This window comes from Paraburkholderia elongata (assembly GCF_013177735.1).
In the GTDB taxonomy this organism is placed as follows: domain Bacteria; phylum Pseudomonadota; class Gammaproteobacteria; order Burkholderiales; family Burkholderiaceae; genus Paraburkholderia; species Paraburkholderia elongata.
Window position 1 is genome coordinate 13,985 of sequence record NZ_WOEZ01000329.1, and the last position, 19,235, is coordinate 33,219.

Below are 19,235 nucleotides of genomic sequence, written 5' to 3' on the forward strand. Positions count from 1 at the left end.
ATCATCATGGTCGGGCCGCAGGCCGGCAGTGCCAATGGCGGAACGCAATCGTTAGCTCGTCACTCAGACGCGCAGACGGAGCGGCGGGGGCGGCCCTCGTTTGCCACGACTCTGGCAACCGTCGCTCTCGGTAGGGTCGCGCTGACTCAAGGGCTGGCAAGCGCGCAAATCGCGGCTTGGGTTGTCGGCTTGAGCGGGGCGTATGTAGCGAGGAGTGCTGGCGGCGCATATTGCGGGATTTTGGCCGGGTGACAAGCGGGACATGCGGACTGTGGCTTCGACGGCGGTTTCAAATCGTCACCGTACCAGCAGCTCACACGATTCAGGCCGTGCGCCCGTTTGGCAGGACCAGAGAGATCATAAGAACTATTGATAAATGAAATGGAGACAGAAATGGATTTGGGTTCTTTGCTAGCTGGAAAGCGGGTCTTGGTAACTGGTGCTTCTTCCGGATTGGGTGAGAATTTTGCTCGGCTCGCTGCCCGATGCAGTGCAAAGGTTGTCATCGCGGCAAGACGAAAAGCGAGACTCGAGGCTCTCGCGGAGGATCTCGTCAAGTTAGGTTCGCCGCAGGTCACAGTGGTCGAGATGGATGTTGCCTCCGAGCAATCGATCGACGACGCGTTCGCGGAGATCGACGCGTCGGGCGATATCCTCGACGTCGTCGTCAACAATGCCGGTGTTTCCAACGACGGCCTCGCTCTGACGCTACCGACCAAGGATTTTGACGAGCTGATGGCTATCAACGTGCGTGGCGTCTGGCTCGTATCGGTCCGCGCGGCGCAACGGTGGAAGGACGGCGGCCGCGGTGGCTCGATCGTCAACATCGCGTCGATTCAGGGGGAGCGAGTGATGACGGGGATCGCGCCCTACTCGACATCCAAAGCCGCGGTCGTCCACATGACGAAAAGCCTCGCACTCGAATGGGCGCGCTACGGGATTCGCGTCAATGCAATCGAGCCGGGATATATCGGTACCGAGATGACCGACGCGATGTGGGAAACCGACTTCGGAAAGGCATTGATCAAACGCATCCCGATGCGTCGCCTTGGCAAACCCGAGGAACTCAACGGCGTGTTGCTGCTTCTCGCGACGGAAGCCGGCTCGTGGATGACCGGTGCATGTATCCCGGTGGACGGTGGGCATCTCTGTTCTTCATTGTAAGCCGATCCCCCGCGCGCAAACCAAATCTATGCTTTTGCATTTGTGAATTTACCAATGAGGGTTGTCATGTCGGATGAGGGAAATTCATCTTTGAATGTATCAGGCAGGAAAGCGACCGTCGTCGGCGGTGGGGTGATCGGTGCCTCGTGGGCAGCTCTCTTCCTCGCGAATGGTTTGCGTGTCACGGTCAGCGATCCTCAGGACGGTATTGAGGCAAAAGTCGTCTCCTATATCGAAGAGGCTAAAGCGTCACTGCTCGCGCGTGGCTACCCGGCGTTCGACATCGGCAACCTGTCTTTCGAGAAAGATCTGGCGAAGGCGGTGAGCGATGCCGACTATGTACAGGAGAACGGGCCGGAGCGGCTGGAATTTAAAGTCGAACTATGGGCGACAATAGAACAAGCCGCGCCTGAAACTGCGCTGTTTTTGTCGTCCAGTTCGGGCATCCCCGCGTCGAAGCAATCTGCAGGGCTCCGGCAGCCGGAGCGGCTGATCATCGGTCATCCATTCAATCCGCCACACTTGTTGCCGTTAGTCGAGGTAGTGCCGAGCGATAAGACGCCTCCCGAGCTAACGGCGAAGGCTGTGGATTTTTACGATGCGATCGGCAAGGTCGCGCTTGAAATCCGGAAGGAAATACCCGGCTTCGTCGCGAATCGACTGCAAAGCGCAATATTCAGGGAATGCGTGTCCCTGGTGAGACGCGGCGTTGTCACGATCGAAGATCTGGACAAAGTGGTGGTCAATTCGCTCGGCGTTCGTTGGGCGACCGGTGGACCGTTTCTCTCCTTTCATCTGGGAGGCGGAGAGGGAGGATTCGCGCATTTCCTTGAGCATTTGACGCCAGGTATGGAGTCTCGCTGGAAGGATCAGGTTGCCACTGATGTGCAATTCGACGAAGACACGAAGAAAATCCTGCTCGCCCAGATCAGAGACGCCTATGGCAATTCGCCGATAGCTGAGTTGAACGCCGAACGCGACATGAAGCAAGTTACGGTACTGAACAGTCTGGCACGCTCCGCCGGAAAGGTTGAATGAGGCTTTGCGCGTAATCCTCTGCGAAACAATTCGCAGCTCGATTGCGCACTTGAATATTGGATGACGGAGCACTTTCATGTCAGTAGATCAATCTCCTGTTTCGAAGCGGATCTTCGCCTTGCGGTCAGATCAACCGTCGATATTCTCGATTGACTGTACGGGACAGGACTACCGCCTGATCATCGATGGGCTGGACGGGGTCCCCGACGGCATCCAGGTGGACAAGGGCCGAAGCGTTGTGTACTGGACCAATATGGGACGACGACACATTGCGGATGACGGCACCATTGAATTCGACATGGAGGACGGCAGCGTCGAAGCGGTTGACCTGGAGGGCAAGAATCGCAGGTCTCTGGCAGGGAACGGCGCATTCAGCACCCCCAAGCAACTCCATCTTGATGCTGGTCGTGAGCTGCTTTACTGGTCCGACCGGGAGGGTGGCGCGGTGTGGCGTAGCCGCACCGACGGCAAGGAATTGACGTGCCTGATAGATCGGTCTAGCGTACCCGGCGGTAGGCGCGCGATTCTGAATCAATGCGTCGGCGTCGCCGTCGACTACGCGAACGAGCGGCTTTTGTGGACGCAGAAAGGCCCCGCCAAGGGGGGGCAGGGACGAATCTTCTGTGCAGGCCTGGAAATGCCTGCCGGGCAGACCGCGTCGGATCGCACCGACATCGAGGTGCTGCTAAGCGATCTTCCCGAACCTATCGACCTTGAGATCGACACCAAGCGGCAAGTTCTGTATTGGACCGATCGGGGGGCGCCCCCATACGGCAATAGTCTGAACCGCGCGAAGCTCACGCCGGACGGGTTGGTTGATCCGCAGGTTATCTGCGTGGGCTTTTCCGAGGCCATCGGTCTGGCGGTAGACGCGGCCGCCGGCGTTGCCTTCGTGGCCGACCTGGGCGGTCATATCTGGCGGGTCGATCTGTCGACGGGGAGAAGCGAGGTGATTTTTGCGCTCGGCCGAATAACCGGCATTACCTTAAGCTGAACGGCATTGGTGAATAATCAGTTCCTTGCGAATTTGTAAAATGAAATCGACGATACATCTGGATGATCGAATCCGATGGAACATTGAGAATCGCATCGCCAGCGATGCGGATAACGTGTTTGACCTTAGGGCGGAAACCGAGGCCGTATTAAACGGGGTAGGCGCGACGCTGACTGATTTCGGTGGGGAGATTTCGTTCTACGGCCAGGATCCGATCATCCCCAGTGTCCTTCGATATGGGGCGTTCTCGGCAATCGGCCTAGCGGCGAAGGCCGCGCAGATCGCGTCGATCTGGAAATTGAAAACCGGTCAGAGCCAGAATATCCACGTTGACGTTAGAAAGGCTTTGCGTCGCTTTGCAACATTTTATGAAGGGCACCTGGAAACGGTCAACGGAATGCCAGGGAAGATGGATTCCGAGATAGATACCGGCGTGCGGGCCAATTTCTATAAAACTAAAGATGGTCGCTGGATTTACATAACCTGCAATTATCCTGTTCTGCGGAACAAGGCACTGCAACTGCTGCTTTGCCCGCCTGGTGAAAAATACGTGGCCGAGGCCGTCGCTAAGTGGGAATCGTTCCAGCTTGAACAGGCGGCCGGCGAGGCAGGCTTGCCGATGTACGTGGTGCGATCACCGGACGAGTTTCTTTCGCTGGAATTGTTCGAACAGGTGATGACGCAGACGCCGCTTATTTCCGTCGAGAAGGTGGCAGAAAGCGACCCAATGCCGTTTCAGGCGCACGGTGAAGTGCTGGGCGGCATCCGAGCGCTAGGGCTGGGCCACGTCATCGCCGGTTCCGGTATCGGGCGGGCGTTGGCGCTGCACGGTGCGGATGTGCTCAACATCTGGCGCCCGGGAGACTACGAACACAAGCTGTTTCATTACACGTCGAACATCGGTATGCGTTCGGCGATGCTCGACACCAACGCGAATCCGCTTCACCGTGAGCGCTTCGACAAACTGCTGGCCTGTGCGGACGTCTTCTTCTCGAATCGACGCAACGGCTTCTTGCAGCGACATGGTTTGACGGCAGAGGAGCTCGGCAAGACTTATCCCGGCCTGATAAGCGCCGCCGTCAATTTCACCGGAGAGACCGGTGTATGGTCCGAGCGTGTCGGATTCGATATCTCCACGGGGGCATTTGCTGGACCGTATTGGCTGGAAAGTCTCGGCGGTACCGATGTGCCCAGTGACGTGCCGCACCTAACACCCAAAATCGCCATCATCAGCGATTATGTTGCCGCGTGGCTCGGAACCGTGGGAATTCTTCAGGCGCTCAAGCGGAGAGCGATTGAGGGCGGCAGCTATAAGGTAAGCGTGTCGTTGACGCGGACAGTCTGTTGGCTGATGTCACTTGGCGTTTTTGATCAGAAATATGCGCGATCTGTCGCCGACTCGACTGATGAGCGAGCTTATATCGACCCCGATCCAATTTTGGCCGATACGCCGATGGGATTTTATAAGGGTGTGGCAGAGCAGGTTGAAATGACGCGTACGCCAGGGCGCTATAGGCACTTGTTGTTGCCGCTGGGTTCTAGCAAACCCGAATGGGAAGTTTGACTTCGCGCGCACCTGTTGCCTTAGACCATGCGGAAAAAGGTGGCGGGGTGAAGAATAAAGGTCGAACAATGAATCGGCCGCGGTTTTCTTAATGCAGTTTATTTGGAGGAGCTTTGACGATGGAATCAACCAACCCGAACAGCATTTTCGCTGAGTACCAGAAACTTATCGGACAGTTCAAGCTGCCCGGCATCGACGTCAGCGCCGTCCTTGAAGCGCGCCGCAAGGACGTCGAAGCTATCGCCCAGGCAAACACCACCGTACTGGCTGGCGTGCAGTTGCTCGCGCAGAAGCAGTCGGAAATCTTGCGCTCGACGCTGACCGAATTGCAGTCGCTCGCGATCCGCGCTGCCCAAAGCGGTCAATCGGCCGCCAAAGCCGGTGAAGTCGTCCAGCAGGCGCTGCACAAGGCGTTGGTGGACATGCAGGAACTGGCGGACACCGCTTGCAAGGCTCAATCGGACAGCATGGCGGTGGTTACGAAACGCGTAGCGGAGCACGTCGAAGAATTGAAGGCAGCTCTTCAGCCGAAGACCTAACGTGACACCCGGGATGCGGCCTGCCGATCCATCTAGGTGACTGTTCCTCCAGAAGGTTATCCGCGAGCGAGGATTGCAAATGGCTCCCGAGTCTTCTTGCAGTACCCAGGTCCGGAAGAACGATCTGGATGGGCAGATGTTGGGTAGCGCAACTTGGCAGGGCAGCGGCGGTTCGCCGCCGCTCATTCTTAACAGCATCGGCGCCACTCTCGATCTGTTGCAACCGTTTGTCACAGCGCGCGCAGATGGGGGTGTCTTCATCGCCGACGGCAGTCTTGCCGTACCGCTTTTCGACGTTGTCGGTGTGGGCCGACAAGTTGCGTTCGCGCCTCGGTTATAACGGTGCCGTCGATGGGCTCGTATAGTGGGGCGCTCGCGCAGCAGCTGGTGCGCCTGTATTTTACGGAATCGAGGTGTTCCTCGAACTACGCGCCATCGCTGAACAGATGGCGTTTTCACTAAGACATGATCGGAGGAAATTGTCATGAACAAGCTTTCCATTTCCAATAATAATGGCATCGCGGTCGTTACTCTGAACAATCCACCGGCGAATGTTATTACCATTGATCTTATCAATGAAATCAACTCTTTCGTCCTCTCCTTGAAGGATGACCGCGACACGAAGGTCGTCGTATTCAAATCGGCGAACGACAACATTTTCCTCGCACATCTGGACGTCACTGTGATCAATGGAACTCCTGGTGGACAAGCGGCATGCGTTGAGTTCAGTCACATGATCGCCAACATCAAGGAGATGCACCAAGCGTCCATCGCCATCGTAGATGGTGTTGCTCGGGGAGGCGGCAATGAATTCGCCATGTCGTGCGATCTAGCTTACGGTACCGAAAACGCGGTGTTTGCTCAGCCGGAAATTTTCGTTAACATCCCTACCGGTGGCCAAGGTGCGGTGCAATTTGCGAGAAGGATGGGTAAGAACAAGGCACTACAGGCCTTGCTGGTTGGCACTGATTTCAATGCACAGCAAGCAGAAGCATTGAATATTATTACTCAGTTTGTACCCAAAGCTGAAATTGAAAATTATGTCAATTCAGTTGCCAATATCATCAGCCGGCTGGAGGTACGCGATATCATGATGTGCAAAGAGATTATCCATGCAGCGGTTCAAGATGAGCGCGCGGGAGCCGAGCTGGAACTAAGGAATTTTTTGATCCGTGCAAAAGAGGAGAAGACCCAAATCATAATCAGGTCATTTATGAAGCATGGAGGCCAAACGGAACGCGAGGCGACAGACTTCCAAGGTATATTCAAAGATGTAGGCGCCGAATTATCGAAAGAATCTGAGTAAGCGAGCCAGTTTTAAAGTGTCCGGTACAAGCAACTGTACACTGGCTATGTGAGACTGCTGCGCGCCTTGCGCTCCTCCGAGCGGCCGATTGCACTGCTCGATTGCCGCACACGGGCTGGGTTGACGGCGCGCGCAGCGGTCGAAAGAACAGCTTGTGATCAGACGACAAGATTGATCGGCGTCCGAAAAGGGAGTTCGACACTGAGATATCCTGCTTTAGCAAAAGTGAAGCTAACTCGCCCCGCGGCTGCGGATTCGGGCCGGCGCATCATGGATCCGTGGCCGCAAGAGCCCGCCAAATGCCGCAGCGCCGTTCCGCGGAACCGAGTGGCCTAAGTGCCGCGCGGCTCAGTCTTGTGCCGCGAATGCCAGCGCGCGGCACGCGGCTCGCGCCAGTTCGGCGACATGGCCGAGGGCGCGATCGGGCACTGTCAAGTTGACGAGCGTAGGCTACGTGTCTGGCTAAAGAGTAGTTATCCTTATCAGATAACTCGATTGGCTGCGGTTGAGACAGTCCATTCTTGCCATGTGGCGAGGCGTTCTTTGAGTATGGCGCGATGACATGCCGCGTTCATCTGATGTCTGGGCAACGCGAAGTGCTGCTGGATCGGGCCGAAGCATGAGAGAAACACCTGCGTGCGACGCGCGTCGCGAAAGCCGCACATCTGGCGTTCGCGCCTGCGGGTTGGCTGGTGGCTATTCTCGGCGCGGTTATTCACGCGAGCAGCCGCTTTGACAAAGACGTGCTTTACCTGAGCGAGTCAGGAATATCAGCCTTCGCCGCCGGATAACTGCGCAGCTGGTCGGTAACGATCTTGCGCGGCACCGGGTTTGATCGCAGCACCCGCCGGAAGAATCGCTTGGCCGCGGCCTTGTCGCGTCGCTTCTGCACCAGCACGTCGAGTTCAGCACCATGCTCATCGACCGCTCGCCACAATAGATACGGCTCACCGCGCAGCGTCACGAACATTTCGTCCAGATGCCATGTGCTGGCCGGCTTGCGCCGCGCCGCTTTCGCGCACTGAGCGAATTTGGTGCCGAACTTGTCGCACCAGCAACGGATCGTTTCGTACGTGACCACGACACCACGCTCAAGCAACAACTCCTCGATGTCGCGCAGGCTCAGGCTGAACCGGAAATACCAGCGAACCGCGCAGCTGATGACGACGGCGGGAAAGCGGTGGCCGTGATAAAGGGAATTTCTCTTCTTCATCACTTCATTCTACCGCCGCCTGTCCACCAACCTGATAGTGCCCCGTGTAGTGAGCCCCCGTGAGCGTAGGCATTCGGCCAAGGTCGAAGCCTTCGTCGAGTATGTCTGCCAGGAGATGGCCCGCGGGTAAATGCGCTGAATGTCTGCAGTGCGTTAGCCTCACTCTGCCATATGTTTTTGCAGACTACTGCCGTAGACCGACGCAAAAGTGTCACCGTTTCGGCAGTAATCGTTGGCGTTCGCAATTGATGCAAGCCGTGTTCACAGGAGCGCTAGTGTTCCGTCCCAGAAATAACTTTACGTAAATTTGGATTGTTCTATGATCGAACGATGATGGACAGGAGGCGATCATGGGACGCAAGGGGATCGAGGTTGTGGTGTCAGAACTGGAGCGAGAACAGTTGCTGTCCATGAGTCGCTCGCGTTCGTTGCCTCATTCTCTGTTGCGTCGGGCAAAGATTGTCCTGATGGCCGCTGACGGTCACACAACCACGGAAATTGCGATGCGGTGCGAAGTGACGCCACCGGCGATCACGCACTGGAAGAAGCGGTTTGTCGCTCAGGGGCTTGCGGGTCTGCATGATGAAGCTCGCCCAGGCCGACCGCGCACACATGACGACGAGGCGGTCGCGGAATTGCTGGCCCGGGTGTTGCATGAAAAGCCGGACGGGGCAACGCACTGGAGCGTGCGTTCTGCGGCCGCGCAGACAGGGATTTCGAAGAGTTCGGTTGCCCGGTATCTGTCGCTGTTCGGTATACAGCCCCATCGTTCAAAGAGCTTCAAACTGTCTACCGATTCATTCTTCGTCGAGAAGGTGCGCGATATTGTCGGGCTGTACCTGAGCCCGCCCACCAACGCCCTGGTGCTGTGCGTCGACGAGAAGAGCCAGTGTCAGGCGCTGGAGCGCACGCAGCCGATGCTGCCGATGGGGCTGGGTTATCTCGAAGGGGTGACGCATGATTACGTCCGACATGGCACCACAACCCTGTTCGCTGCGCTCAATGCAGCAACGGGCGAAGTCATTGCTCAATGCAAGCCGCGCCACCGGCATCAGGAATTCCTACCGTTCCTCAGGCATATTGACCAGGTGGTGCCGGTCGATCTCGATGTGCATCTGGTCGTCGACAACTACGCGACACACAAGCATCCGAGGGTCAGGGCGTGGCTCGCCAGGCATACGCGCTACCACATGCACTTCACGCCAACCTACTCAAGCTGGCTGAATCAGGTTGAACGCTGGTTTGGCCTGATAACGCAGCAGGCGATCCGTCGCGGGTCATTCAGAAACGTGCGCCAGCTCATCGCCAGCATCGAGCGTTATACCGAGCAGTACAACCAGCACAAGCGGCCGTTCGTATGGACCGCGACAGCCGATTCCATTCTCCAGAAAGTGGCCCGGCTATGCAAAGCTATTTCTGGGACGGAACACTAGCAAGTTCAGTAATGCTGCTAGCGTAGCCGTCCGTTTCGTGGAAACCGAGGAGTTCGATAGCGCGATATTGCCCGAAGCGCTGCACCGAAGTTGGCAGCTTTTCGAAAGACCGACGCTGGGATGAGGCCCGCAAGGATCCACTTCCCTGTATGTCCCCACCGGTGGTGGGGAACGTTCATATCATTCGAAACATCAAGTCCAGAACGAACGTGATGCTCGGATTCAAACGGTTCAGGAGCGCCGCGACCACGATTGCAGGCATCGAGTTGATGCCCCGCGTCCGCAAGGGTCAGTTCAACCTCCGCACTCTCGGACTCAAGGATGCTGCTGCACCCGCCGTCTGGAACGCTGTCCTGTACAATACATAAGGTATCCTTATGTATTGTACACGTCTCGGCTTCACCGGCTGTTTGCACCAGAACCACCGGCAGGGTGGGCGTCAATCGAGCGGTGCTGGCGGAGCACCGCTCGACCCGGGACGACAGCGCATTACGAGCGCTGCGGCACCAATGCGTCGACGAGCCCTGCTGCGGTCTGTCTAAGACTCTTCGGATCGGCGTAGACACGCTCCATGACGGCAATGCCGCGTGTCATGGTGACGATGAGCCTGGCGGCCTGCGGCGCCGGAATCGCGAGTCTCTTTTTAGCTTCTGGCGTAGCGAGCGCACTGAGGACGATCGCTTCCAGCTCATCTAACATCTTTTGCAGGGCGTCGCGCAAGCGAGGCGATTCGGGGTCGACTTCGATCGCCGTTTTGGTGGACAGACAGCCCCGCGCCGGCGAACCCTGTGCAATCGAGCGGATGGCGAACGTGAAAAACGCCGTCAACGCGTCGCGCGCGTCAGGCTTGTCCAGCGCGTGGCGAGCAGCGGCGAGGAATTCGACGGTGTACCGCTCAAACACGCGCACGAAGATTTCTTCCTTGTCGCCGTACGCGTTGTATAGGGACCCGCGCTGCACGCCGGTGGCTTCTGCCAGATCCAGCATCGAGGTGGCGCGAAAACCCTTGCGCCAGAAGACATCCAGCGCCTGCGCAAAGGCGTGCTCTTCATCAAACTGACGGACTCCAGCCATGGTGCGCCTCAATCACGGTTTATCTATCAGGAGTATTTTGACACTATTGGCTAAAATGCGCAAAGCGTGGTGGCTGCGTTCGTTTAGATCCTGATATGACTTCCTCCTTGTCAAGTGCTAAACGCTGGTCAAGAACCACAAGCCGTTTCGCCTCGATGACCGCCCCTTTCTCTGCAAGCCGTTTTTGTCTGTGGGTGTCCCCCTCGGCACTTCCTGTCGGCGACTCTCCTCAGGGCGGCGCAGCCTGTAACGTCGACGGGGCGCTGTCAGGTTGATTTATCAGTGGCGTAAGATGGCACGATGAAGAAAACGAAATCGCTCTATCACGGTCACCGTTTCCCAGCCAGCGTCATCAGTTGCGCAGTGCGCTGGTATTTTCGCTTTCAGTTGAGCTTGCGCGACGTCAAAGAGTTGCTTTTCGAGCGCGGCGTGATCGTGACGTATGAGACGATCCGGTGCTGGTGCGACAAATTCGGTGCGGGCTTGGCTCGCCGGGTGAAGGCAGCGCGGCGCAAACCGGGTGGCACGTGGCATCTCGATGAGATGTTTGTGACTTTGCGTGGGGAACCGTACCTGCTCGGGCGAGTTTGTTGACGAGCACGGCACCGAACTCGATATCCTGCTGCAAAAGCGGCGCGACAAGGCAGCCGCCAAACGCTTCTTCAGGCGTGTGCTGCGCTCAAACCTGGTACCGCGCAAGATCGTCACCGACCAGCTGCGCAGCTATCCCGCAGCAAAGGCTGACATTCCGGAGCTGGTCAGCGTGAAGCACGTGTTCGTCAAAGCGGCCGCCCGGCTGAACAACCGGGCGGAGAACAGCCACCAGCCGACCCGGGAACGCGAGCGCCGCATGCGCGGCTTTCGCGACCCGAAACGCACACAACAATTTCTCTCCTGCTTCGGACCGATACGGCAACACTTCGCGCTCAAGCGGCATCTGCTGCGCGCGTCACTGTATCGCAAACAGCTTGCAGCAAGGTTCGTTGCCTGGCGCGAATTCACCGAACAAGCCCAAAATCCGTCGACTGGCTTCTGAACGAAAGTCACACCTGCCGGCGTTTCGTCTCACTCTCGGCAAGTTGACAACGCCCCTTGAACGGCTTGCCCGCCATGAATTTCACCGTCTTTGCGGCAGGGATCTGGATCTCGGCGCCGGTCGCCGGATTGCGGCCCACCCGCGCGGCGCGCGCGCCGGTGGAAAACGATCCGGAGTCGATCAGTTGCACGGTATCGTCTTTTTTGACGGCCGCCGTAATGGTGGCGATCAGCGCATCAAGCGCGTCAGCGGCGGCCGCCTTGGTTGCGCCGGTCTTCGCGGCGACAGCATCCACCAGTTCCTGCTTGTTCATCGTTTTTTCCTCGTTGAGTGAATGATGATGCCGCCACCCTTCTATGAGCAGTAAGTTGTCAAGGCCTCTCGACGGACTGACTCACAAAGCATCGTTCAGCACCTTCTGCTCAGTGCGCGTAATCTGGGTCGCGGGTAGGCGAAGCCTGGCGGCAGCGGACCCTTGGCCCAGGAAGGGATGGATATGCTGACGTAGCGTATTGTGCATCAGTATTTGCTGTGATCCGATGTGCGTCGCTCCTGCTGGTCTGAAGCCGATCGTTGCGCGCGTCAGACGTGACGTCCGACCACCTTCTATCCGCTGGCGACTCGCCAGCCTTATCCTGCATGCGCTTTGCGTCGTGGGACTAGTGTCCAAAACATACCCCATCTAACAGATCGGTTGCGCTAGCAACCCGGGTGGCGAACGGGCATGTTCACTTCAGACGTTGTATATATCGGGTTCACTCAATGGGTGCTCGCCATGCTTTCGCCTCAGGCCACCTTCATCTGTGCCCCTTCCGGAATGGTGCCGTCCTTCAGATAGCGCCACAGCGCAATCGCGAGGCGACGTGCGACCGCGACGATCGCAATCCGTCGCGCCCGGCGATTGGGCCCAGTGCCCTGCGTGCGCCGGTTGAACCACTGCGTCAACGCGCTGCCGGGCTGATAGCGCAGCCAGGTCCATGCCATCTCGACCAGTAATGCGCGCACCCGCCGGTCGCCCTGTTTGCTGATGCCCTGATCGACCTGGCTCTCGCCGCTGTCGTACGGCTGCGGCACCAGTCCGACGCATGCACCCACCTGGCGCCGGTTGCTGAACTCCCGCCAGAACAGCTCGAGCGCGAGGCGAGACGCACCGACCTCGCCAATCCCCTTCAGACGCGTCAAGTCGTGGCTTCGCTTGCGCGCGGGCGCCGGCACGTTTGCCTGCCGCGTCTTCTCCAGCGCCACGAATTGCTGCTCGGCGAGCGCCAGCCGTTCGCACTCGCGCAGAAGCCGCTCACGCAGCTCGGGCGGTAGCGGCGCACCGTCGTGGCACTTCACCTCGTTACGCGCGAGCCGGCCAGCGAAGGTCTTGCAGTCGACGTCGTCCCAGCAGCCCAGCGTGGCCAGCAGTTTGCGCATCCGGTCGCGGTGCTGCCGCACTTCCTTTTGCAGTTGCCCACGATCGCGCATTAGCTGGCGGGACGCTTCATCCTGCGGCGATGGCACATGCACCACGTGCATTCGGTCGCGCTCGCCGCGTAGCCACGCACGCAGGTTAATCACCAGCTTGATGACATCGAGCCGGTCGGTCTTCGCGCGCCGCTTGTGGCGTTCGACCGGAATGCTCGCCGGATCGACGACATGGCACTCGATGCTGCGCGCCTGCAGCGCACGAAAGATCCAGAAGGCATCCTGACCGGCCTCGTAGCTCACGACCACCCGCACGTCCGCAGGCAGCGACCACTTCTCTTTGTGGCGTTCGATCAGGTCCAGAACTGCCTGCACGCGGGCGGCGGCCTGTGGCTGCGCGACGGCGTGCACGGCGGGCGTCTCGCGCCGGCCGTCATGCAGCGCGACCTTCCACTTCGTCCCGGCCAACTCTAGCGACACGGCAAGTATTGCTTCTTCACCGCGGGTGATGAATGTCTGATCCGTGCGCATGATGTTCTCCTTTGAACAAGACTTGACACGCTGATTTTACGTATCAGTTCGTCGACGCCTCCTGCTCATAGGATCTACCCGATCGGCGCACCTCCGCGCAATCGGCACGCAACTGCACGACTCCTTCACGCAGAAATAAGCCGGCCGGACCGGCCCCGCTACCTGTAGGCACGGATCCCGGTTCACGCGATCGTGAGGAACGTTGCGCGTGCAAAGTCCGGCGCCTCAATGAAACGTGAACGTTTATGGTTCTGCGCCGCAGACGTCCCGGCGCCGCGGATCGCAAGGTCTTCCTCCCTGCTGCGCGTGGCCGCCTTTCCGCATCGCCGGTTGCATCCGGCCTTCATGCCCAATCGTCTGTGACGCGCCACGCCGTCGCGCCAGGTGCCATCCGGCGACGTCGTCCAGTCGATACAAGGGCTCGTGTCCGCAAATGAAGGGGATGATAGCTCTGACTATCCGGGCCTTCATTTGCAGTCGGCCGCATCAATAGGCAACACCCAATTTGTTTCCGTTGCACGACCTCTGTCTGCAGTCCCGTGCGTGCAACGGCTGCATTCATGTCAACCGAGGGTTTCCAACGATCACCGCCCGCGGGTTCGCGCCTTTGGGACCACCCACCGCTACCGCTCCCCTATCCTGACAGCTGCCATTTATCATGAATGCATTTGATGGCGCATCAATGCGGCGATAATCCATAGGATTGTTAGCGGAGAGGGAACGGCGTAATGAGCTGGTCGAAGGCACGGCGATCGAGCCGTTCCCTCTCCGCTAACAATTCGTTGAGCTAAACCGCTCCGCCGACGGTGGCTATGGGAATTGAATTGGCGTGGCGATGGTTGTGGCGATCGGATTCGAGGATTGAAACATTCGTACGGGCGGCTCTGGACGCTCAATTGGGCCTGGCCCGTGCGATCGCGGTGGGTCGCCGACGGGTTCGACGCTCGTAGAAGGCAGGCTGGGACCGCCGCGTACGTACGCATCCTGCCGACCCGTGAGGACGGGCCGGCTCCGGCCTGCCGGCGATCGCGATTCGAGCGTCATGGATAGTTCGGCGGTGCCCGGGGTAATGCGCCTGGCAGGAGACATTCGACGCAGACCATGTGACCGTTTCGGCAGACCGGACAGTCACGCAATGATCGGCCGGTCAACTGCGCGTAACGGTCGCGGTAATCAGGTCTGGGCGGCGTGCGGGCTTCAGCAGGCGGTGCGCCAAGCAGACGCCGGCAGGCGGCAATGCGGGTCGCGCGCAGCCGGTTGCTAAGCAGGCCGTAGTGGCGAATCCGTTGCAGCCCGTGGGGCAGCACGTGCAGCAGGAAGCGGCGCAGGAACTCGTGAGCGTGCAGGCACATGGAGCGAGGCTTGCCTGGATGACGATAGTCCTTCCAGCGAAACGTCACGTGCCCGTCGGTCAGGCTGAGCAGGCGGTGGTTGGAGATTGCGACGCGGTGCGTGTAGCGGCCGAGATAGTCGAGCACCTGCTGTGGGCTGCCGAACGGCTCCTTGGCATAGACAACCCATTCGGTATGACGCGGGCCCGACAGATAGCGGGCGAATTCGCCGGGCTCGGACAGATGGGCCAGTGACGCGAAGAAACCCAGGGCGCCGGCATCGAATGCGCGTTGCAACCGTTCGAGAAACAGTCGACGGAACAGGCGCGAGAGTACCCGCACGGGCAGGAAGAAACCAGGCCGGCAGGCCACCCAGCGCGTGCCGTCGGTAGCGAGCCCGCCGCCAGGGACCACGCAGTGCAGATGTGGATGATGCACCAGATTCTGCCCCCACGTGTGCAGGAGTGCGATGAAGCCGATCGTGGCGCCGAGGTGCCTTGGATCCTCGGCGATTGTCTGCAGCGTTTCGGCGGTGGCCTGAAACAGGATGTCGTAGACGGTGCGCTTGTTCTGGAATGCAATGGCCGATATCTCCTGCGGCACGGTGAACACCACGTGGAAGTACGGGACGGGCAACAGGTCCGTCTGACGGCGGTCGAGCCAGTCTGCGCGGGCGAGCGACTGGCACTTCGGACAGTGCCGGTTACCACACGAGTTGTAGGCAATGCGCTGGTGTCCGCAGGCGTCGCACTGCTCGACGTGGCCACCCAGGGCAGATGTGCGGCATTGTTCAATGGCGCGCATGACACGGCACTGTTCACGGTCAAGCGAATCGGCGTAGAGATGCCGGTATGCCGGGCCGTGACGGTGCAGGATGTCCGCCAGTTCCAGCTTGGCCTTCATCGCGGGCTCAGACGTGGTCAGCCGGCGTTTCGGGTGAGGTCTGCGAAGTGTTTGGGGGCAGCCGGTCGAATGGGCTGGTCGTCGCGCAGATCGTGCTGGTCGCGACCTTGAGATAGGTCAAATGTGCTGCAGCACATTTGCGTTATTACCGACAGTAGATCGTTATGTAGAGTAGCAACGTCAAGCGCATCGTGAGCAAGGCATCAGGTCTGAACTACTGCACATAAAGTTTCATCATGGGCTCCTGGCGTCCGTCGGGATCGCCTTTGCGAGGAGCTCGATCATGGAGAAGTCAACCCATCAAGTTTCAAGCCACCTGCCGTTGCAGCAGTTCGTTGCTGGTGCCGTGGGCGAACTGGAGAGGCTTCACTACAGCAGACGAACGCTCGCGCGCTATCGCGCAGTCTGGCGACATCTCATCGGGTTTTGTCACGAGATGAGCCTGGAAGATCAGTATTCACAGGAGCTGGCGGAACAATTTTGCACTGCGTATCAGATGTATGAGGGTGAATGCCTGAACTCGCGGCAGGGATGGCGACGGCATATCGTGTTTGCCCTCAAGGTTCTGGAGGACTTTGCGCGTGACGGGCACATTGAGCGTACCGTCACCGACATGCAGAAGATCCAGGTCCCGGCGCCCATGAGCACGACATTGCGCGACTATGAACTGTACTGTCGGGATCGACGTCATCTTCGCACAACGACCCTTCGCGAGCGGATGCGGGAGATCGCGATATTCGCGGATTTCCTTGGTTCAAGGAATATCACGTTTTTTGACCAGATGCAGCCGGCTGATCTCTGCGCATTTGTGACCTCGCAACATCGCCTGGCGGCCAAGTCCGTCTCGCGTATCGTTTCCGATGTGCGTGGCTTTCTGCGCTTTCTTCTGCTGCGAGGAATTCTGCAGCAAGATCTCAGCCATGTCTTGCCGGTGGTCCACGTTCCCCGCGATGCGACTATTCCATCGGTCTGGGACCCGAACCTCGTGATCAGGTTGCTCGAAGTCGTCGATAGAACCTCGCCCAAAGGCAAGCGTGATTACGCGATCCTTCTGCTTGCCTGTCGCCTCGGATTGCGAGCGGGCGATATTCGGACACTATCCATCGACGATCTGAAGTGGGAAACGGCCACGATAGAGATTAAGCAGTCGAAGAGCCTTGCACCTCTTTGTTTGCCATTAACGGAGGAAGTTGGCGAAGCGCTGATTGACTATCTGAGATCGGGCCGTCCTCAATCGGATCGTCGAGAAGTGTTCCTCACATTGAATGCGCCGTTCCAACCCTTCTGTGAGGCCGCTAACCTGCATTACATCGTCAAGCATTGGAAGACCCTCGCCGGGATTCGCTTCCGGAGTCCGCAACGCCATGGTTTGCACTCGCTACGCCACACACTCGCGACACGACTGCTTCATGAACAGACACCGTTTCAAGTCATCAGCGACATCCTCGGGCATGCGACGACGGCCTCGACGTTGATCTACGCGAAGACCGACGTGGAAACCCTGCGCACTGCCGCGTTGAACACCGAGGAGATGCGCCATGTCGAGTAGCGCATTCAAGGGGCAGTTCCGGAGCGCTGTCGGCTCACTTATGGAGCAGTTCGTCCAGGAGAAACGGGCGTGTGGTTATCGATATGATGAGCCAGCTCGCTTGCTGGCATGCTTTGACCGCTTCCTCAGCGATGAAGCGCTATCGGAATGCGGGCTGCCGCGCTCGATCAGCCGCAAGTGGCTCGCCAAACGGCCCCACGAGAGTAAGGGCACCCACGATCATCGTATCTGCGCAGTTCGCCAATTCGCCCTGTTCATGTGTCGGCTTGGATATTCTGCGGATGTGCCGGATCGATCGCTGACGGCAAGGCGCTCTGACAGTTTCTCGCCACGCATTCTGACCCACGCCGAGATTCAGCGGCTGTTCCAGGCGGCTGACCAGCTGACACCGACCGCACGATCCCCTATGCGGCATCTCATCATGCCGGAAGTGCTCCGGCTCCTGTATGGCTGCGGCCTGAGGATTGGCGAGGTGCTGCACCTGCGGGTGGCCGACGTTGACCTTGTCCGGGGAGTCCTGACAGTGCGTGAGGGCAAATTTCGAAAGGACAGGCTCGTTCCACCAGCCTTGCCCCTGGTACAGCGCCTTCGAACCTTCGCGCAAGTCATGGGCGATCGCCCGTCCGATGCCTACTTCTTCCCTTCGCCATCCGACGGCCCGTTGAGCCACCCGGCCGTCTACTGGCTGTACCGGGAGCTGCTGTTGCGCTGCGGGATCCCGCATGCCGGCAGAGGCAAGGGGCCGCGCTTACATGATCTTCGTCATGTTTTTGCCGTTCATGCGTTGCTGCGATGGTGCCAGGAGGGAGCCGACCTCGATGCGAAGCTCCCGGTGCTGGCGACCTACATGGGCCATCGCTCCCTCGCCGGAACGCAGCGCTATCTGCATCTGATCGCCGAACTGTTTCCGGAGATCACGGCGCGCACCAGCGCCGCCTTCGGTGATGTCATCCCGCGGAGGAACGGATCATGAAACCGACGGATTTCTCCATGCTCGTGACCGGCTTCCTGACGCACCATCTGGCCGCACAGCGCAACCTAAGCCCCAACACGATCAAGGCCTATCGCGACGTCTTCACCCTGCTGCTGCGATTCTGTCGCGACGTGCGGGGAATCGCACTGGAGCGTCTGTCTCTGGCACAGATCGACGTACCCCTGGTCGAGGCATTCCTTGATCACCTGGCCAACGACCGGCGCGTTTCGATCAGCACACTGAATCATCGTCTCGCGGCGTTGCACGCGTTCTTCCGCTACGTACAGTCGGAAGTACCCGAGCGCCTGCTGCAGTGTCAGCAGGTCCTCGCGATTCCGTTGCGGCGACAGCCGCGCCCCAGCGTCGGTTACCTCTCCAGGGAATACCTTGCGCAGCTTCTCGCGCAACCGGACCTGCGTACGGCTGAGGGGCGCCGGGATGCAGTGATGTTAAGCGTACTCTATGACACGGGTGCCCGGGTACAGGAGTTGATTGACCTGAACGCCGGGGACGTGCGCCTGGATCCTCCATCGCAGGTGCGGCTCATGGGAAAGGGCAGAAAGCTGCGCGCCGTGCCCCTGATGGATTCGACAGTCGAACTGCTGCGCCAGTATCAACGCGATAACAACCTCGATCGCCCTGAACACGCCGGCAAGCCACTCTTCCAGAACCGGCAAGGCACACGGCTATCGCGCTCCGGTGTGCGTTATCTCCTGCAAAAGTATGTGATTCCTTTACGGCGAAGTCACCCCGACTTCACGCAACGGGTGAGTCCTCACAGCCTGAGGCACACCAAGGGAATGCACCTGCTGCAAAGTGGCGTCCCGCTCGAGATCATCCGCGACTTCCTGGGTCACGTCGATGTGAAGACAACTGAGATCTATGCTCGCGCAAATCTTGAGATGAAGCGCAAGGCTCTCGAGAAAGCCACCGACGGTGCACCGCTTCCAAAGATCCCATCCTGGCAGCAGAACAAAACGCTGCTCGAATGGCTGCATTCGCTGTAGGACTGCGGAGGTTACGCACGTCGTTTGTTGGCTGCGGGCCTCCCCATCCTGCCCAACTTTTATGTAGAGTTCCTACGACCGAAAACCTTTGCTATCGCGAGCGGGATTCGACACTGCACATAACAACTTTCGGCCGGTAATATTGCAAATGTGCTGCAGCACATTTTCGC

15 protein-coding genes and 3 pseudogenes are annotated in these 19,235 nt (G+C 58.9%); 13 read left to right on the forward strand and 5 right to left on the reverse strand.

Annotated features, from left to right (window positions below):
* Positions 1 to 393 precede the first annotated feature (393 nt).
* The 7 genes from GNZ13_RS50495 (at position 394) to GNZ13_RS50525 (ending at position 6,605) form a co-directional block, all read left to right on the forward strand.
* Positions 394 to 1,164, forward strand: a complete 771-nt coding sequence (locus GNZ13_RS50495; protein WP_172178958.1) for an SDR family NAD(P)-dependent oxidoreductase — start codon at positions 394 to 396, stop codon at positions 1,162 to 1,164.
* Between the two features lie 66 nt (positions 1,165 to 1,230).
* Positions 1,231 to 2,202: a 3-hydroxyacyl-CoA dehydrogenase NAD-binding domain-containing protein gene (locus tag GNZ13_RS50500; RefSeq protein ID WP_172178959.1), complete on the forward strand. Its 972-nt coding sequence runs from the start codon at positions 1,231 to 1,233 to the stop codon at positions 2,200 to 2,202.
* Positions 2,203 to 2,278: 76 nt separating this feature from the next.
* A complete protein-coding gene (locus GNZ13_RS50505) occupies positions 2,279 to 3,196 on the forward strand; it encodes a hypothetical protein (RefSeq protein ID WP_172178960.1) in 918 nt (305 codons plus the stop codon).
* Positions 3,197 to 3,236: 40 nt separating this feature from the next.
* Positions 3,237 to 4,760 carry a CoA transferase gene (locus GNZ13_RS50510; RefSeq protein WP_172178961.1) on the forward strand — a complete coding sequence of 508 codons (1,524 nt, stop codon included), beginning with the start codon at positions 3,237 to 3,239 and terminating at the stop codon, positions 4,758 to 4,760.
* Positions 4,761 to 4,879: 119 nt separating this feature from the next.
* Positions 4,880 to 5,299, forward strand: a complete 420-nt coding sequence (gene phaP / locus GNZ13_RS50515; RefSeq protein WP_172178962.1) for a TIGR01841 family phasin — start codon at positions 4,880 to 4,882, stop codon at positions 5,297 to 5,299.
* 79 nt (positions 5,300 to 5,378) lie between these two features.
* A complete protein-coding gene (locus GNZ13_RS50520; protein WP_172178963.1) occupies positions 5,379 to 5,639 on the forward strand; it encodes a hypothetical protein in 261 nt (86 codons plus the stop codon).
* A gap of 144 nt (positions 5,640 to 5,783) precedes the next feature.
* A complete protein-coding gene (locus GNZ13_RS50525) occupies positions 5,784 to 6,605 on the forward strand; it encodes an enoyl-CoA hydratase/isomerase family protein (RefSeq protein WP_172178964.1) in 822 nt (273 codons plus the stop codon).
* A 482-nt stretch (positions 6,606 to 7,087) separates the two neighbouring features.
* On the opposite strand, the pseudogene GNZ13_RS50530 reads toward GNZ13_RS50525, so the two are convergent.
* Positions 7,088 to 7,818, reverse strand: a pseudogene (locus GNZ13_RS50530) (IS6 family transposase).
* Positions 7,819 to 8,168: 350 nt separating this feature from the next.
* Here GNZ13_RS50530 and GNZ13_RS50535 point away from each other — a divergent pair.
* Complete coding sequence (locus GNZ13_RS50535) at positions 8,169 to 9,251, forward strand: IS630 family transposase (protein ID WP_172178965.1); 1,083 nt, start codon at positions 8,169 to 8,171, stop codon at positions 9,249 to 9,251.
* 185 nt (positions 9,252 to 9,436) lie between these two features.
* A pseudogene (locus tag GNZ13_RS50540) lies at positions 9,437 to 9,619 on the forward strand (IS6 family transposase); the annotation flags it as partial.
* A 121-nt stretch (positions 9,620 to 9,740) separates the two neighbouring features.
* On the opposite strand, the gene GNZ13_RS50545 reads toward GNZ13_RS50540, so the two are convergent.
* A complete protein-coding gene (locus GNZ13_RS50545; protein WP_172178966.1) occupies positions 9,741 to 10,325 on the reverse strand; it encodes a TetR/AcrR family transcriptional regulator in 585 nt (194 codons plus the stop codon).
* Positions 10,326 to 10,625: 300 nt separating this feature from the next.
* Here GNZ13_RS50545 and GNZ13_RS50550 point away from each other — a divergent pair.
* Positions 10,626 to 11,361, forward strand: a pseudogene (locus GNZ13_RS50550) (IS6 family transposase).
* A 7-nt stretch (positions 11,362 to 11,368) separates the two neighbouring features.
* Here the strand turns inward: GNZ13_RS50550 and GNZ13_RS50555 are convergent.
* From GNZ13_RS50555 to GNZ13_RS50565, 3 genes are all read right to left on the reverse strand, one after another.
* Positions 11,369 to 11,719, reverse strand: a complete 351-nt coding sequence (locus tag GNZ13_RS50555; RefSeq protein ID WP_328807428.1) for an HU family DNA-binding protein — start codon at positions 11,717 to 11,719, stop codon at positions 11,369 to 11,371.
* A 428-nt stretch (positions 11,720 to 12,147) separates the two neighbouring features.
* Positions 12,148 to 13,302: an IS110 family RNA-guided transposase gene (locus GNZ13_RS50560; RefSeq protein ID WP_172178968.1), complete on the reverse strand. Its 1,155-nt coding sequence runs from the start codon at positions 13,300 to 13,302 to the stop codon at positions 12,148 to 12,150.
* A 1,040-nt stretch (positions 13,303 to 14,342) separates the two neighbouring features.
* Positions 14,343 to 15,536, reverse strand: coding sequence for an IS91 family transposase (locus GNZ13_RS50565; RefSeq protein ID WP_172178969.1), 1,194 nt, complete (start codon positions 15,534 to 15,536; stop codon positions 14,343 to 14,345).
* A gap of 283 nt (positions 15,537 to 15,819) precedes the next feature.
* Between GNZ13_RS50565 and GNZ13_RS50570 the strand changes: the two genes are divergently transcribed.
* The 3 genes from GNZ13_RS50570 to GNZ13_RS50580 are packed head-to-tail and all read left to right on the forward strand — an operon-like array spanning position 15,820 to position 19,065.
* Entirely contained in the window at positions 15,820 to 17,085 is a 1,266-nt protein-coding gene (locus GNZ13_RS50570) for a site-specific integrase (RefSeq protein WP_172178970.1), read from the forward strand.
* Entirely contained in the window at positions 17,075 to 18,058 is a 984-nt protein-coding gene (locus GNZ13_RS50575) for a tyrosine-type recombinase/integrase (protein ID WP_172178971.1), read from the forward strand. The genes GNZ13_RS50570 and GNZ13_RS50575 overlap by 11 nt, the downstream gene beginning before the upstream one ends.
* On the forward strand, positions 18,055 to 19,065 hold the full coding sequence (locus tag GNZ13_RS50580) for a site-specific integrase (RefSeq protein WP_172178972.1): 1,011 nt from the start codon (positions 18,055 to 18,057) through the stop codon (positions 19,063 to 19,065). The genes GNZ13_RS50575 and GNZ13_RS50580 overlap by 4 nt, the downstream gene beginning before the upstream one ends.
* Positions 19,066 to 19,235 lie beyond the last annotated feature (170 nt).

Coding starts and splice junctions, on each gene's coding strand:
- GNZ13_RS50495 (WP_172178958.1), top strand. CDS start 394: ATGGATTTGGGTTCTTTGCTAGCTGGAAAGCGGGTCTTGGTAACTGGT.
- GNZ13_RS50500 (WP_172178959.1), top strand. CDS start 1,231: ATGTCGGATGAGGGAAATTCATCTTTGAATGTATCAGGCAGGAAAGCG.
- GNZ13_RS50505 (WP_172178960.1), top strand. CDS start 2,279: ATGTCAGTAGATCAATCTCCTGTTTCGAAGCGGATCTTCGCCTTGCGG.
- GNZ13_RS50510 (WP_172178961.1), top strand. CDS start 3,237: ATGAAATCGACGATACATCTGGATGATCGAATCCGATGGAACATTGAG.
- phaP (WP_172178962.1), top strand. CDS start 4,880: ATGGAATCAACCAACCCGAACAGCATTTTCGCTGAGTACCAGAAACTT.
- GNZ13_RS50520 (WP_172178963.1), top strand. CDS start 5,379: ATGGCTCCCGAGTCTTCTTGCAGTACCCAGGTCCGGAAGAACGATCTG.
- GNZ13_RS50525 (WP_172178964.1), top strand. CDS start 5,784: ATGAACAAGCTTTCCATTTCCAATAATAATGGCATCGCGGTCGTTACT.
- GNZ13_RS50535 (WP_172178965.1), top strand. CDS start 8,169: ATGGGACGCAAGGGGATCGAGGTTGTGGTGTCAGAACTGGAGCGAGAA.
- GNZ13_RS50545 (WP_172178966.1), bottom strand. CDS start 10,325: ATGGCTGGAGTCCGTCAGTTTGATGAAGAGCACGCCTTTGCGCAGGCG.
- GNZ13_RS50560 (WP_172178968.1), bottom strand. CDS start 13,302: ATGCGCACGGATCAGACATTCATCACCCGCGGTGAAGAAGCAATACTT.
- GNZ13_RS50565 (WP_172178969.1), bottom strand. CDS start 15,536: ATGAAGGCCAAGCTGGAACTGGCGGACATCCTGCACCGTCACGGCCCG.
- GNZ13_RS50570 (WP_172178970.1), top strand. CDS start 15,820: ATGGAGAAGTCAACCCATCAAGTTTCAAGCCACCTGCCGTTGCAGCAG.
- GNZ13_RS50575 (WP_172178971.1), top strand. CDS start 17,075: ATGTCGAGTAGCGCATTCAAGGGGCAGTTCCGGAGCGCTGTCGGCTCA.
- GNZ13_RS50580 (WP_172178972.1), top strand. CDS start 18,055: ATGAAACCGACGGATTTCTCCATGCTCGTGACCGGCTTCCTGACGCAC.